14 protein-coding genes are annotated in these 14,021 nt (G+C 39.0%); 2 read left to right on the top strand and 12 right to left on the bottom strand.

Annotated elements, in window-relative coordinates; all coding sequences use genetic code 11:
* Positions 1–18: 18 nt before the first annotated feature.
* From rpsI to AC1Z3S_RS08625, 8 genes are all read right to left on the bottom strand, one after another.
* Positions 19–411 carry a 30S ribosomal protein S9 gene (gene rpsI / locus AC1Z3S_RS08660; protein ID WP_265457927.1) on the bottom strand — a complete coding sequence of 131 codons (393 nt, stop codon included), beginning with the start codon at positions 409–411 and terminating at the stop codon, positions 19–21.
* A gap of 15 nt (positions 412–426) precedes the next feature.
* Entirely contained in the window at positions 427–870 is a 444-nt protein-coding gene (rplM, locus tag AC1Z3S_RS08655; protein WP_265457925.1) for a 50S ribosomal protein L13, read from the bottom strand.
* 353 nt (positions 871–1,223) lie between these two features.
* Positions 1,224–2,180: an NAD(P)/FAD-dependent oxidoreductase gene (locus tag AC1Z3S_RS08650; RefSeq protein WP_461740034.1), complete on the bottom strand. Its 957-nt coding sequence runs from the start codon at positions 2,178–2,180 to the stop codon at positions 1,224–1,226.
* 164 nt (positions 2,181–2,344) lie between these two features.
* Positions 2,345–3,796 (bottom strand): glycoside hydrolase family 1 protein, encoded by a 1,452-nt coding sequence (locus AC1Z3S_RS08645; RefSeq protein ID WP_461740033.1) that lies wholly within the window; start codon positions 3,794–3,796, stop codon positions 2,345–2,347.
* A 9-nt stretch (positions 3,797–3,805) separates the two neighbouring features.
* Entirely contained in the window at positions 3,806–5,287 is a 1,482-nt protein-coding gene (locus AC1Z3S_RS08640; protein WP_461740032.1) for a family 1 glycosylhydrolase, read from the bottom strand.
* A 60-nt stretch (positions 5,288–5,347) separates the two neighbouring features.
* Positions 5,348–6,682, bottom strand: coding sequence for a PTS sugar transporter subunit IIC (locus AC1Z3S_RS08635; RefSeq protein WP_461740031.1), 1,335 nt, complete (start codon positions 6,680–6,682; stop codon positions 5,348–5,350).
* 19 nt (positions 6,683–6,701) lie between these two features.
* Positions 6,702–7,001, bottom strand: a complete 300-nt coding sequence (locus tag AC1Z3S_RS08630; protein WP_461738226.1) for a PTS sugar transporter subunit IIB — start codon at positions 6,999–7,001, stop codon at positions 6,702–6,704.
* Positions 7,002–7,042: 41 nt separating this feature from the next.
* Positions 7,043–7,363: a PTS sugar transporter subunit IIA gene (locus AC1Z3S_RS08625; RefSeq protein ID WP_461738227.1), complete on the bottom strand. Its 321-nt coding sequence runs from the start codon at positions 7,361–7,363 to the stop codon at positions 7,043–7,045.
* 312 nt (positions 7,364–7,675) lie between these two features.
* On the opposite strand from AC1Z3S_RS08625, the gene AC1Z3S_RS08620 reads away from it, so the two are divergent.
* Positions 7,676–8,095 carry a DUF3284 domain-containing protein gene (locus AC1Z3S_RS08620; RefSeq protein ID WP_461740030.1) on the top strand — a complete coding sequence of 140 codons (420 nt, stop codon included), beginning with the start codon at positions 7,676–7,678 and terminating at the stop codon, positions 8,093–8,095.
* A gap of 212 nt (positions 8,096–8,307) precedes the next feature.
* Here the strand turns inward: AC1Z3S_RS08620 and AC1Z3S_RS08615 are convergent, their stop codons facing one another.
* Both AC1Z3S_RS08615 and AC1Z3S_RS08610 read right to left on the bottom strand, forming a co-directional pair.
* Positions 8,308–10,932, bottom strand: a complete 2,625-nt coding sequence (locus AC1Z3S_RS08615) for a PRD domain-containing protein (RefSeq protein ID WP_461740029.1) — start codon at positions 10,930–10,932, stop codon at positions 8,308–8,310.
* A 146-nt stretch (positions 10,933–11,078) separates the two neighbouring features.
* The gene (locus tag AC1Z3S_RS08610; RefSeq protein WP_461738230.1) at positions 11,079–11,564 is read right to left on the bottom strand and encodes a Dps family protein; all 486 of its coding nucleotides are present in this window, start codon (positions 11,562–11,564) and stop codon (positions 11,079–11,081) included.
* A gap of 221 nt (positions 11,565–11,785) precedes the next feature.
* Here AC1Z3S_RS08610 and AC1Z3S_RS08605 point away from each other — a divergent pair, with 221 nt between their 5' ends.
* A complete protein-coding gene (locus AC1Z3S_RS08605; RefSeq protein ID WP_461740028.1) occupies positions 11,786–12,217 on the top strand; it encodes a prepilin peptidase in 432 nt (143 codons plus the stop codon).
* 261 nt (positions 12,218–12,478) lie between these two features.
* Here the strand turns inward: AC1Z3S_RS08605 and AC1Z3S_RS08600 are convergent, their stop codons facing one another.
* Together AC1Z3S_RS08600 and AC1Z3S_RS08595 are read right to left on the bottom strand one after the other, a co-directional pair.
* The gene (locus AC1Z3S_RS08600) at positions 12,479–13,216 is read right to left on the bottom strand and encodes a tyrosine-protein phosphatase (RefSeq protein ID WP_461740027.1); all 738 of its coding nucleotides are present in this window, start codon (positions 13,214–13,216) and stop codon (positions 12,479–12,481) included.
* A 10-nt stretch (positions 13,217–13,226) separates the two neighbouring features.
* The gene (locus tag AC1Z3S_RS08595) at positions 13,227–14,012 is read right to left on the bottom strand and encodes a PhnE/PtxC family ABC transporter permease (RefSeq protein ID WP_461740026.1); all 786 of its coding nucleotides are present in this window, start codon (positions 14,010–14,012) and stop codon (positions 13,227–13,229) included.
* Positions 14,013–14,021 lie beyond the last annotated feature (9 nt).

Raw genomic sequence — 14,021 nt, 5'->3', positions numbered from 1 at the left:
ACTGATATGAAGCTTTTTTTAACGCTTAGAGAACTGTGAAGCTTTACGGGCTTTTTTAAGACCTGGTTTCTTACGTTCAACCATGCGGGCATCACGAGTAAGTAAGCCAGCACGTTTTAATGGAGTACGGAAGTCAGGGTCAACTTCAAGCAATGCACGAGCGATTCCGTGACGGATAGCTCCTGATTGTCCTGCGTAACCTCCACCGTTTACGTTTACGAAAACATCGTATGAACCGACAGTTTCAGTTACACCAAAAGGTTGGTTGATAACTAGACGTAAGTCAGCGTGTGGAATATATTCTTCAACATCTTTTTTGTTTACAGTAATTTGACCAGTTCCTGGTACTAAACGTACGCGGGCAACTGCATTTTTACGACGGCCTGTGCCGATATATTGTACTTGTGCCAATGAAATTCCCTCCTCTTAGATTAAGTTTGTGATGTCTAAAACTTCTGGTTGTTGTGCAGTATGTGGATGTTCCGCTCCACCGTACACGTTTAACTTAGTAAATTGTTTGCGGCCCAAAGTGTTTTTAGGTAGCATGCCTTTTACAGAAGTTTCAATCAAACGACGAGAATTTTTAGCACGTAATTCACCAGCAGTTACAGATTTCAACCCACCTGGGTAGTTACTGTGACGGTAGTAAATTTTATCACTTGCTTTTTTACCTGTTAATTTAATTTTGTCAGCGTTGATGACGATTACGAAATCGCCTGTATCCACGTTTGGTGTGAATGTTGGTTTATTTTTACCGCGTAGCACTGAAGCAACAACAGTTGAAAGACGTCCCAAAGGAACATCAGTTGCGTCTACTACGTACCATTTACGTTCTACTTCGCCTGGCTTAGCCATATATGTTGTACGCACGATTTTCTTCCTCCAATTTAAGTTCTGATGTTTACATACACGTGAGTTTCCGGGGCTCTTGTGGGGTAAACAATACCGTTTAACATCATAACCTGAAACACCAGCAAAGTCAATGAAATCCACCAGTTTTTATTAGAAAATATTTAAAATAAATCAAGATTCTACCAAACTAAAGGCAAAAGCAAATACAGCAGACCCTTTTGGAAAATAAAAAAACGACAAGCAGCCACCATTATCGGAAAATTTCAGGGGAAATTGGATTCATGATTCCAGATAATTCCTGTTAATAAATTAACTAATGTCTTTCAAAACAAAAAAAGAATGGATTTCTCCATTCTAATTCACAGCCTACATCACAATTTCTTTAGTAATTCAGGGTGATGAGTAGAAACCTTGCCAACCGGCTCAGCTTCATCATTCAAATAAACGGCAATTTGATTGGCAGTCTGTAATCCTTCATAAATGGCACCAGCAATCATATTCATTTTGCCTTCATACTGACTGGCGTCACCAACAGCAAACAGGCCAGCTAGTTCCGTCTTACCTTGCCCTGAGGTTGTCACTTGCCCAAACTCGCTAATGTCAAATCGCTTACTCAGTTCTGATTTTAGCGGATGAGCATGGTTGACCTGCTGAAAGGCAACCAAACAATCAACTAACAAAGGCTGAAAGTTTTCTCCAGGAAATGTTAGCGTCACAGCCAATTGATTTTCCGTTTCCTTCACCGTCACTCGCAATGGCTCAGGAATAACCTGCAGATTGGTAAATTCAGCGGGAAATTTTTCTTCTGCGCCAAAGACAATGACTTTTTTGGCGACAGTTAATTTCTTTAGTGCTCGTTTGACTTTCGCAAAGCTTCCATATAAAAGAACCGTCTGATCTTGATACCTTTCGCCAGCCGCTAATTTGTAATCAATTTGTGGCGCTTGAGCATCACCCCAAATCACCGGTTGTTTTGCGACCATGCCTGTACCAGTCGCCACAATCACAGCTTTGGCCTCGTGCACTTGGCCTTCTTTGGTAATCACCTGCCAGTGTTCGGCCTGCTGTTTTAGTGCCACAGCTGCTTGATTCAATAAAACTTTTGTCGGAAACGTGGCGGCCTGCTCTCGTAAAGCCGCCACAACTTCTTTGGCCGGCCTTGGCTCAACACCGCCAAGGTCCCAAATAATCCGTTCATGATAAAAATTCAATTTGCCCCCAAGCTGCGAGCTGCCTTCAATTAATTTCACCGACAAGCCTCGCATCCCACAATAAAAAGCACTATATAAACCAGCAGGTCCGCCGCCGATAATAATTACATCCTCCATCTGAACCCTCCATTTAATTGAAAATGATTCTCAATAAAATATACCATAATTCAGATAAATTTAAAAAAGCAAAGTTCTCAAAGAAAATCACTGTCTATGGTCTAAGAAACCATCTGCTTAAGCAATTTCTTTAAAAACTTTGCCGTCTATTTTCGTTTTATTCTTTAATCCAGTTCTGCTCCGTTTGAAGCAATAACTTTTTTATACCAATGGAAGGAATCTTTACGATACCGTTTCATTGGTGCAGTTTTAGCCTTTTCATCGTCTTCATCCCGGTCAACATAAATGAAGCCGTAGCGTTTGATAATTCCCTCTCGTGTAGAAACCAAATCGATAGCACTCCACGGACAATAGCCAATGATGTTGGCTCCTTCTTCGATACCAATCTGCATTTGTCTGATTGTTTCCCGCAAATGCTCTATTCGGTAATCATCGTGAATTTTTCCGTCGGCTTCTAAGGTATCTGGACGACCGTATCCATTCTCGGTAATAATCACTGGCAAATGGTAGCGGTCAGTTAGTCTTCTCGCAGTTACCCGAATGCAATAAGGATCAAATTGATGTCCATCCAAACCTTTAGGAAAGTAGTCATTTTCAGCGGCCCGGCCAACTCCTGGTTTATCCATTAGGGCTCGCAAATAGCTAATGTCCCGATTGTCGGCGTTTGCGAGAGCATCTAAGTCTTGTTTATAAAAATCTAAATGTTCTATCGTATCATTGCCGTAACAATTGAAGCCGATGATATCTGGATGGCAGCTAGCCATGATTTCGAAATCGCCTTCCTGCACTTCAATTTCAATCTCATTTTCGGCAAAGTAATTCCAAACACTTTGCGGATATTTGCCAAACACTAGCGCATCCAAATAAAAATCGTTCCGTAAATTATCCATGTTCATTGAAGCGATAAAATCTATTGGATTACTTGTTTTAGGATAAGCAGTCGTAATATTGGGTGCTGGCCCAATTAATGCCTCGGGACACATCTCGTGACATAAATGGATTGCTTTGGCCTGCGCTATTAATTGAATATGCGCTTCATTATATAAATCGCTACCTTTTTTTGCTTTATTTGTGCCTCCAATCATATCAAGAGCCCCAAAAAAGATCAGCATATTTTGCTCATTATAAGTCAGCCAATAGCGCACATCCTCTTTAAAATTTTCAAAGAGGATGTGACAATAGTTTACATACACATCGATCATCCGTCGGTCTTGCCAGCCACCATATTTTTCTGATAGTGCTAGTGGCAAATCAAAATGAAAAATTGTCACGATTGGCTCAATATTATGTTTACGACATTCCCTAAAGACATTTTTATAAAACTCAAGACCCTTTGGATTAATTTCGCCTTCGCCAGATGGTAGAATTCGGCTCCAAGAAATACTCATCCGATACGCTTTGAAACCCATTTCCGCCATCAGCGCAATGTCTTCTTTATAATGATGGTAAAAATCACTCGCATAATGAAACGAGCAAGTCCCCGGGTTTAATTTCTTAACATCCCAAACCGAAAGACCGCGACCGTCCTCATCAAAGGCGCCTTCCACTTGGGCGCTCGAAGTGCTACCACCCCACAAGAAATCTTTTGGAAAACCTTTAATTAGATAATCTGTCATAGCCGCCTCCTAAGTTAAATCTGCACCATCAGATGCTATCATTTTTTTGTACCAATAAAAACTATCTTTCTTGCTTCTAGCAAGACTGCCATTTCCAATGTCATTACGGTCAACGTAGACAAAACCATATCTTTTCTTCATTTCGCCGGTACCGGCACTAACTAAATCGATACACCCCCACATCGTATATCCCATCAAGTCAACACCATCGATATTGATTGCATCATCCATAGACTGGATATTTTGCCGCAAGTAATCGATTCGGTAGCTGTCATGAATGCTACCGTCGGCTTCAACTTGATCATCCCAACCAATTCCATTTTCAACAATCCATAATGGTTTGTGGTAACGATCATATAATGTATTTAAGGCGATTCTTAAACAAGCAGGATCAGTTGCCCAGCCCCATGCATTGGTTTCCAGATAAGGATTTTTAATTCCCATCATTAAATTTCCACCGCTGCCCGCAACGTCTTCGTGAGTTGACACAGTGCTAGAACCATAACAAGAAAAGCTTAAGAAGTCAGCTGTGTATTGTTTAATTAAATCGTAGTCCTCTGATGTATCCTCCAAAACAATTCCTTCTCTTTGATATTTTTTTAAGCGATAGTTTGGATAAGCACCACCAGTTTGCACGTCAGAGTAAAATAATCCAGATTGAGCTGCCTCCATTGTAAATAATTGATCAGCAGGATCACAGGTATAGGCATAAATTGGCTGGTAAGCCAACATTTGTCCCACTTGAATTTCAGGACCGATTTCATGAGCCGCCCGTACCGCCTTGGCACTAGCAACAAATTGATTATGTGCCGCCTGGGCACGATTTTGCGGCGTGTTTTCCATCACGCCTCCTGCCATAAATGGTGCAAATTCCATACAATTGATTTCATTAAAGGTTAGCCAATAGTTAACCTTACCTTGGTATCTAGCAAAAACTGTTTTGGCATAGGTTTCAAAGAAATCAATCAAGCTGCGATTCACCCAGCCGCCATATTTGATAACTAAATTTAAAGGTGTTTCATAGTGAGATAAGGTGACAAGTGGCTCAATCTGATATTTTTGACATTCATCAAAGACAGCATCATAAAATTTCAACCCTTCTTCATTAGGTGTTTGATCATCACCATTCGGAAAAATTCTGCCCCAGTTCATACTCAAACGGAATGTTCGAAAACCCATTTCAGCCATTAAAGCAATATCTTCTTTATAATGATGATAAAAGTCGGTTGCTTGATGACTGGGATAATATTCCCCATCTATTACTGCTGGAATTGCACCTTCAGGGAAATCCATTTCGGTGCCAAAACCCATTCCTGTTTTACCGGTTTCTCCAGTTTGAGGGTTAAGCCAAGTAATTTGTCTAGGAACTGTGTGGGAACCAGCAATGATGACATCAGCAGTACTTAAACCTTTGCCGCCATCCAAATAGCCCCCTTCATATTGATTGGCTGCTGTTGCGCCACCCCATAAAAATTTTTCACTAAAAACCATTTTATCCGCTCCATTCAATAAAACTGAGACAAAAATACTTTTGCCTCAGTTTGTTTTATTTTATGCCATTTGGCCTTCACTATTTTTTTGAATACTTGCTTCTTGAGCTTCAGCTTCTGCGACTGCTGCTTCTTTGGCTACTAATTGTTTTTCATAAGCTTTGAAGAATGGGTAATAAACAATTGTTGCTGGAATTAGCATTAAGTAATCCCAAATAGCATTTTGCCATCTTAATGTAGAAAGATAAGCTGCAAAGCCCATTGGTAATAAGGCCGAAATTGAAATCCAAGCTGGTTGTAAGAAGCCAAATTGATAGGCTAAGTAAGTGCACAACATTACAATCGGAATATTTAAAACGTAAGGGATACAAAGAATTGGGTTGTACATGATTGGCATACCAAAGGTCAACGGTTCATTAATATTGAACCACCCAGGAATTAGAGAAATTTTAGCAACTGCACTAATTTGTTTAGATTTTGATTTAAATCCAAGAATTGCTAAAGGTAAGGTATTTCCTGTTCCACCAGCAATTGCCATCGAGCCAAAGAGTGCCACTGGATAGAAGACTAATGGTTCGCCTGCTGCAGCTGCAGCACCATTGGCAACCGCCGCTTGAATCCCTAAAGGCATAATAATTGGCACTAAAATCATCGTGCCGTGAATCCCGAAACACCATAATAGGGCACCGAAAATACATAGAATAAACATACCAGGCACAGAAGTTAAGGCGTTCAATGGTACACCGAGAATTGCCATAAATCCTGAACAGATTGTAAAAGCGCCACCTGTTCCAACTGCTACTGCAGCGGATGCCCCCACAAAAACAATTAAGGTGAACAATAGTGGAATAATTGAAGCAAACCCATCTTGTAGGAATGGTGGTACAACATCTGGCATTTTGATTCTGATATTTTTATCAATACAGAATTTTTCAATATGAACGGATAGGAAAACGACCACGAAGCCGATAAACATCCCTTGAGCTCCAAGATATGTCATATCAATTGTTGTCAGACCTGCTTCAGTAACAACCAAAGCACCAGCAATCACAATAAATCCAACTAAAGCATCGACCGCATTCATAATCGGCGCTTTCATTTTTAGATTTTTTGCATAATGATAAGCAAATAGTGCAACCACCCAAAGAGAAAGGCTATTCATAGTAAATTGATAAGGCAGATATAGATAATAATAGGTGGCACTGTCTGCTGAGAATAAGTTAAACATCGAAGGACCAAGAACAGAGACTAGAATTTGTGAGATTGCCCCGACCATAATAATTCCCATCAGTGACATCATTGCTGCCTGCAAAGCTATCAAAAACTTGTTTCGGCCAAGGGCCTGTCCAAAATCCTGCAGCTTAATCATTGCTTTACTTTGAAATAGTTTTTCCATCTGTCTTTTCCTCCTTTAGCTATTTTTGTTCATACAATGAGTCAGCAAGCTTCATGATATTGGGACTGTTGGCAATCGCATAATCAAAGGATTCAATCGCAGCCGTTGGCATATTCGTATCGGCTTTAATATCATCGATTCGATAAGAGACTTGTGGGCCGACAAGGATGATATCGAAATCTTGGTAAACATCTTGATACTCAGACAAACCAACTGCTTTTATGTTTAAGTCTTTTCCTTGCTCTTCCCAGTATTTTTCCATTTTTTTCATTAAAATACTTGTTGACATGCCTCCAGCACAAACTAATAAGATGTTCATAAATCATTTCTCCTTCCAATATTTAAATTCATTTTTTGGTTTTAATTTTCATATTTATCTTTGTATAATAGAATAATTTCTTTGATTAACTCCTCGGCTAACATACTGGTCATCAAGTGATCTTGAGCATGAATCATCAAGATATTAATATCATTCTCATCGCCATTTGCTTCTGACACCAACAATTCTGTTTGGCCTTTATGCGCTAAGCGTATGGATTCCTCAGCCTTCTTGATTAACTCGTCACTCTGTTCAAAATCTCCTTTCTTTGCCGCTTCCAAAGCTCTAAAAGCATAGGAACGACCATCCCCAGAGTTGGCAATAATCGTCATTGATGAAACCTCCGATAGTGTATTATCCATAAGAAATACTCCTTTCTGTTTTTTGGTTTTCCTTTAATACAGTCATGATAAATCACAAATAAAAACTCGTCAAAACGCTTACATTTTATTAGTGTATACTTCTATTAGCTGAAATTACATCCGATTTTTACTCATATTCCTCAAAACGAAGGTGTACAAATCAAAAAAAGCTGAAAATATTTTTAGTGTATTAAAAAAAACAATCCAAAATAGCTTTGTGTATAACTCAGCATCCTATTGTATAAAATAACTCACTTCAAAAAAGATACAGAAAATCCGTCATCGGTAAAAAAAATCCATTATAATAAGATTATGAAAATTACAAGAGTTTTGAAAGTGGCAAACGATGAGTTTTATGACTACCTTGAAGACGAACTCTTGGCTGATCTCAACGTCTCACACAACTCTCTAACAGGTGTGAAAAAAATCAGGAAAGGGCTGAGATATCAAAAGCAAGACGAGCAGCAAACACCCGTTGATATCACCATCGAAGAGTACATTAGAGGGGAAGTTTATCAAGCAACGATTAGTACCCAATACGATACAATCACTATTTCCTATGAAACAGAAAAAGATCCTAAAGGCTTGAAAGTTGACTTTACTCAATCGATTGAAAGCTTTCAATCGAAGAAACACAATAAAATAATGAAAGCTTTCAGTGAAGGAATTTATTTGGGGCGCATGACCGACACCTTATACAAAATTCAAGACAGCATTGAAAAAAGACGGTAATAGTTTCCTTTTTAGCTAGTTAGCCTTAATAATCAAAAAAGGAGAGACCGCGACATTAGTTAAAACAGAATCAAAATTCCCAAACAATATCTGGCAATTGCCACTAACTATTGTAAGTTTGCGCCGAGGACCTACTGGACTGCAGCAGCAAATCTATTATAGTATGGGATTCTATCTGTCAAAAAACTAACGGTACGGTCTCTCTTTAAAAATTACACCTTCCGCAAAATCATAATAATAGTGGCAAGCTCATCATCATCAATCATTATTTTAAAATTCCGCTCAACTTTTTTTAAGACTTTGCCGACTGTCCGATAATCTTCTGGATAGGCATTAATGATTTTATCTTTTTCCCGATTTTTGATTGAACCTCCGCCTGATAATAAGCGATCAATTAAACTTGCCAGGTGCATAAACAAGCCCACCAACTGATTTTCTTCTAAATCATAAATGATGTTGAAATCAGTAATTACTTGAGGCAGAATCGTTTTTAGTCGTTCGATTGGAACAAACCGCAGGCTCTCCTCAAGATTATGATAAACTGCCTCAAAGTCTCCGTATTTTCCCACCATCGGATCAAACATCAAAACACGATCCAAATCTTCTTTCTTATTTTGAAAAACGGTGTGGATTGGTATAAAGGGAATCCCTAGCAACTTAGGATCGTATGTTCCAACAAAAGCATGAATATGGAAAGTCTTTCTAAGAGAAATTATTTCCTCTAAAAGTTTGTCCTTTTCAGAAATAGCAAAGGGTACCGTCTGTAGCCCTAGCTTCGAGTAATTATCAATGTAGCGCTTCAATTGTAGTGCTCCGCCTTCACCCGTTTCACACAAGGTAACGATAATAGTATTGCTTCTTTCATTTCTTTTATTAAATAGACTCTTCGTTTCCATATTTACGGTATGATATACATATTCGATATCTGACTCCATCGAACACTTTCTAGCTATGTCGATACCGATTAAGGTGATTGGCATGTGAATAGGTCGAATTTTAATATTTGTCTCTTCTGCTATGGTCTCCAACATCGCTTTAATCGAGCCCATATCATAAACAACAATCACACCTTGATTTTGATCAATTTGCATAATCAACTCTTTAATTTCCTTTAAGGCTACAGAAATTTCCTTCGTCAGTGCCATATCATAACTATAGACATTATCCGTTTGAGTAAAATTTTGAGTAGTTTCCATCAATGATTTGGCGGTTCCATCGCCATGCATAATATACAGTAGTACAGGGTGACCCGTTTTTTCCTCTTCAGTGTGAACTAAAAACATAGTAATGATAATAATCTCTTCAATCGGCAAATCTAATGCATATTGATCCTTGAGCTTCATTGCTAACTGGACACTTAGCGCATATTCATCTGGATATAATTGAATCAAATCTTGGATGCGTGTTTCACTCATTTGACTGCGAAACTGCTTTAAGGCTAATAAAGAATTGATATGTAGACAGAGCCCATAAAAGATATTGGCTTTGAAAGAGCGGTTGAGTGTATAGCTACAATATTCCAACCATTTTTTTACGATTTCGATGATTTTAGGTTCAACAATCTTGGCTAATCTTTCCTCATCATCTGCCGTATCGAAGCGTCCCCGATAGCTGTAGTTCTTGTAGAGTTTTTGGGTCAACCCATTGATTATTTTTTGAATATTCAGCTCACTGACTTTTTTATTCAAAAGGTCTTCGTAGTAATGATTGATTTCCAAATACATATTCTCTCGAATTTGTCCCCTTTGATCCAATGAATTACTCGCTTTTTCATAAACTATTACTTGCTCGTCTCCCAACAATTCTTCAATAGCAAAATCATTTTTACCTCGCTTTAAAAGAGTCTTTGCCAATTCCAGCTTAAAGTCCGCCATCACAATCTCCACGTCTTGATTTGGCGAATGAACCACTCTCACATAGGCATTGGCGCAAGCCGCCACAATCGCCATCTTCATCTCCTTCACGTTAAAAGCAAACTCTGTTAGCAATAATGTACGAATAATATCTGTGGGAACGACAATAGTTCTTTCGGCATTCGAACTTTCCTTACTAAAGAAATGGTGAATTAGAGCCAATTTCTCTTTTAATGGTCGCTGATTTAAATCAGGTAATTCAATAATTACTGGGATTTTCCGATTTACTGGTAGCTTCACAGCACTAGACAGAATAATAAAAATATCCGACAGATCAAGAGTCTCACCACTCTCTAGAGTAATTACAGCCTCTTGCTCTAAAAATTCCAAAATTTTAGATTGCTGATAAGCATCTAAAAAATCGTAATGATCAATAAATAAAATGCCCCCCTGTGCCTTTTCAAACCAACTCCCTTGAAAATCCTCCTGCTGACCAAAAAGCAGCGGGTTCAAACTAGTAATGTCCTTCACGTAATTGCGACAATTGACATGAATCAACGGCGAATCCTTGGTCATTACTCGGTTTTGCAAAGCAATTTTATGCATGTAATTAACAAAATACGTCGTGCCATTACCTAAATTCCCTGTTAATAAAGTATTTAGTCGTTTGCTGGGATATAAAATGGCCGCCTGTGCTAATTGAACAGCATTTTTTAAACTGCCTTCCTCCCCAATCAAAACTTGTGGTGATTTTTCAGATTTACCATTCACTCTTTCTGATTCTAAAAAATATAAAACCGGCCGCGATTCCGTTTTAAATAGTCTGCCTTCTTTGACTAACGCGTTCAGTAAGGCGCTTACATTTGTCCGTTGCATATTTAATTGTTGAGCAACTTGACTTGTGGTCAGGCCATTTGCAAATTCTTCATTTCCATAAATTGTTCGCTGAACGAAATCAAAGACATCTTCTTTTGCTCTGCTCATAAGTTCTCCTCCAGTTCTCTATAAAAATTATTATACACTATTATCAGTGTATAATAATTCCCCAAAAAAACTTTTCACAGCTCTGGCCTATCAAATTATGTGCAAAAAAAAGAGACTGCATAATGCAGTCCCTTAGATATTACTAATTATTTCCCAACACGAGTGTCAGCGTCAACGCCTGGTGCTTTGCCAAGTTTAGCTTGGACCATCCAGATTTTCTTTTCGATGTCAGTTTTGTTAGCAATGAAAATATCTTGTGTGGAGTCGTCGCCTTCTTCGCCAGACACGTCAATACCTTTTTGGTAAAGATCAGCTAAGTAGCGGTAACCTTCAACTAATTTTTCCATGCGTTCTGGAATTGTGCGATCCCAGTTGCCAACTTCATCTTCGATACCAGTGTTGTCAGCGAATTCTCTTAAAGTGGAGTAAGGTGAACCATCTAAAGTAATCAATCTTTCAGAAATTACATCCAATTGATCATTGATTTCATCCATGTAGTCATCCATCAATGGGTGTAAAGTTAAGAATTCAGGTCCTCTCATATACCAGTGAGTTTGGTGAATCACAACAGAGAACTGGCTCAAATCAGCGACCAATTGATTTAATACTTCTTTTGTTTGTTCATATTTCATGTTAAGTTCCTCCTTAAAATAATTCTAATTTTTCCTACTCTTAAATGATAGTAGAAAGCGCAGAAAAAGTAAACCATAAGAAGCTAATTGAGAAAAATTTTCAGTTAAAGCGGTTTGCTCTTTAGAAAATTTTGGCAAAATGCAATCATTTTAAGCCTGCGTATTTCTTTATAGAAAATCTAAATTAGTAAAAAATCTTTTTTTGAAATGAGGTGCTGTTCATGCTGCTGGCTTTTTTATTGGGTGCTTGTTTAGCTTCATTTTGCTGCGTCGTTATCGAACGCAGCTATCAAGGAATTTCAATTGTCAAACCGGCCTCCCATTGTACCCGCTGTCAACATAAATTACGCAGTTATGAGCTGATTCCCATCTTTTCCATCCTTCTGCAAAAATTTCGCTGCACTGCTTGTCACCAGCCAATTCCAAAAATTTATTTGCTTGCTGAGATGAGCGGAGCGTTATTGTTTGTTGGACTCTCACAACTGCCACTGACTTTTTACAGTTTATTTTGCGGTCTTTGGCTATTGAGTGGCTGGCTGTTGAGTTTGACAGACTTATTTTATTATCATGTCGAACCAAAAATTCTTTATCCTGTAAGTGTAATGATGCTTTTATTGGCAATTAGTGGGCCGCTGCCTTTATATTGGCAGTAGACTGCTTTACTTTTTTTATTTTTTTTGTGTATCCGGTTATTCTTCCCTCATAAAATCGGTGGCGGTGATTTGCAACTACTTCTGTGCTGGTCATTATTTCTTCCTTATCATGAGCTGGCTTTACTCGTTTGTTTGGCCAGCTTGCTGGGTGTCTTAGTGATTTTACTTAGCAATTTATTGGGACAGCCCATAAAAAAGCTGCCCTTTGTTCCATTTCTGTGGGCAGCTTTGGCGTTTTTATTGTGGCATTCTTGATAAACTTTAGTCTTCCTTCATGGAAACGAGAACAGGTCCGGTCAATTGCTCCCGCAGATTTCCAATGGCTAACTCTGATAGGCCGAATGTTTTCAAATAATTTTCGGCTGAATCATAATTTTGATACAGATAGCTCAACAGCTCCTCCATGTAGCTCGGCAGTGAATAAAACATTTCTTGAGGGTAGCCGCTGGCCGACTTTGTAAAAGTCGGATTGGTTTTTAAATAGGTATGGGTCAATTGATAATTGGCGATAATGTCGGCTTCTGAAACGCCAGCTAAATCTAAAAGAAAAGCCGCAATAATTCCGGTGCGGTCTTTGCCTGCACTGCAATGAAAGAGGACAGCACCTTGACTATCGGCCATCGCTTCAAAAACCTTCACCAAATTCTGCGGATAATCTTTTAAGACATTGATGTAAAAACTTCCCATCGTCAGTTTCATAGAACGGCTTAAATCTTTTGTTGCATCAGCAATGTCGCCGGTGATTAAAGGAATGTGCAGATTCTCAACGCCCTCCATTTGTGGATTTGGCGCCTGCGCAACTTCGGCATCACTGCGCAAATCGACAATCGTCTGCAGTCCATATTCCTTCAAAAAATCCAAATCCTGATTGGTTAAAGCTGTGATGCTGTCGCTGCGAATAAATTTGTGGAAATTAATCGCTCCATTTTCCGTGGGATAACCGCCTAATTCACGGGTATTGTAGCTGCCTTTTAACGGCAGGCGGGTAAAATATGTCATGGGTTTGCTCCTATCTAATTGCTCGTTTTATTTGACCGATAATTAATTCAAAAGTAATCATCGTGATAAAAATGACTAAAATAATTGTGGAAATTTTAGCGTAGTCATACTGACCAATCGCCCGGGTCATCACCATGCCGATGCCACCGGCGCCGACCATCCCTAAAGAAATTGATTCTGCGATATTGGACTCCAGACGAATCGAAGTCCAAGACAAAAGCGGATTGACTAAACCCGGCAATAAGCCTTCAACAATTAATTGCAGCCAACCGGCTCCAGTTGCCTTCATCGTTTCGATGATGGCTGGATCTTGTTCTTCGATTGAGCTGATAAAAGATTTAATCAAGTAGCCGGCCGTTGGGAAAATTAACCCCACAACACCAGCCGTATTACCAAAACCTAAGCTGGCCACGACAATTAAAATCCAAATCAAGGCAGGCACTGCCCGCACGATTCCCACCAACCCTTTGATAAAACCAGATAAAATTGGCAATGGTGTCGTATTGCGAGCTCCGAGAAAGCTCAAGGGGATCGAAATCACAAAGCCTAATGCCAAAGCGGCAATCGCCATACAAATAGAAACAAATAGTTCATAGATAATCGTGCTGATTTCTGAAAAATCCACAGCTAAAAAGTTCGGTAAAATGTCACCAGCCGATTTAAAACGGCTGAGAAATTCGGGAATATCTAGTTTTAATAAAGACAAACTGACCACAAAGAGACTGGTCAAGCCTACTAGGATCAAAGCGGTTAGCAGCTTATCTTTTTTGCTTGAAACGGCTATTTTAGTATTCATTTTTTCTCC

The organism is Enterococcus sp. LJL90 (assembly GCF_056924355.1).
This window is presented reverse-complemented; position numbering and strand designations above follow the sequence as displayed.

Excerpts from the sequence above, each read along its gene's own strand:
- AC1Z3S_RS08650 (WP_461740034.1), bottom strand. The coding sequence starts at position 2,180 with ATGGAGGATGTAATTATTATCGGCGGCGGACCTGCTGGTTTATATAGT.
- AC1Z3S_RS08645 (WP_461740033.1), bottom strand. The coding sequence starts at position 3,796 with ATGACAGATTATCTAATTAAAGGTTTTCCAAAAGATTTCTTGTGGGGT.
- AC1Z3S_RS08640 (WP_461740032.1), bottom strand. The coding sequence starts at position 5,287 with ATGGTTTTTAGTGAAAAATTTTTATGGGGTGGCGCAACAGCAGCCAAT.
- AC1Z3S_RS08635 (WP_461740031.1), bottom strand. The coding sequence starts at position 6,682 with ATGGAAAAACTATTTCAAAGTAAAGCAATGATTAAGCTGCAGGATTTT.
- AC1Z3S_RS08630 (WP_461738226.1), bottom strand. The coding sequence starts at position 7,001 with ATGAACATCTTATTAGTTTGTGCTGGAGGCATGTCAACAAGTATTTTA.
- AC1Z3S_RS08625 (WP_461738227.1), bottom strand. The coding sequence starts at position 7,363 with ATGGATAATACACTATCGGAGGTTTCATCAATGACGATTATTGCCAAC.
- AC1Z3S_RS08620 (WP_461740030.1), top strand. The coding sequence starts at position 7,676 with ATGAAAATTACAAGAGTTTTGAAAGTGGCAAACGATGAGTTTTATGAC.
- AC1Z3S_RS08615 (WP_461740029.1), bottom strand. The coding sequence starts at position 10,932 with ATGAGCAGAGCAAAAGAAGATGTCTTTGATTTCGTTCAGCGAACAATT.
- AC1Z3S_RS08610 (WP_461738230.1), bottom strand. The coding sequence starts at position 11,564 with ATGAAATATGAACAAACAAAAGAAGTATTAAATCAATTGGTCGCTGAT.
- AC1Z3S_RS08605 (WP_461740028.1), top strand. The coding sequence starts at position 11,786 with ATGCTGCTGGCTTTTTTATTGGGTGCTTGTTTAGCTTCATTTTGCTGC.
- AC1Z3S_RS08600 (WP_461740027.1), bottom strand. The coding sequence starts at position 13,216 with ATGACATATTTTACCCGCCTGCCGTTAAAAGGCAGCTACAATACCCGT.
- AC1Z3S_RS08595 (WP_461740026.1), bottom strand. The coding sequence starts at position 14,012 with ATGAATACTAAAATAGCCGTTTCAAGCAAAAAAGATAAGCTGCTAACC.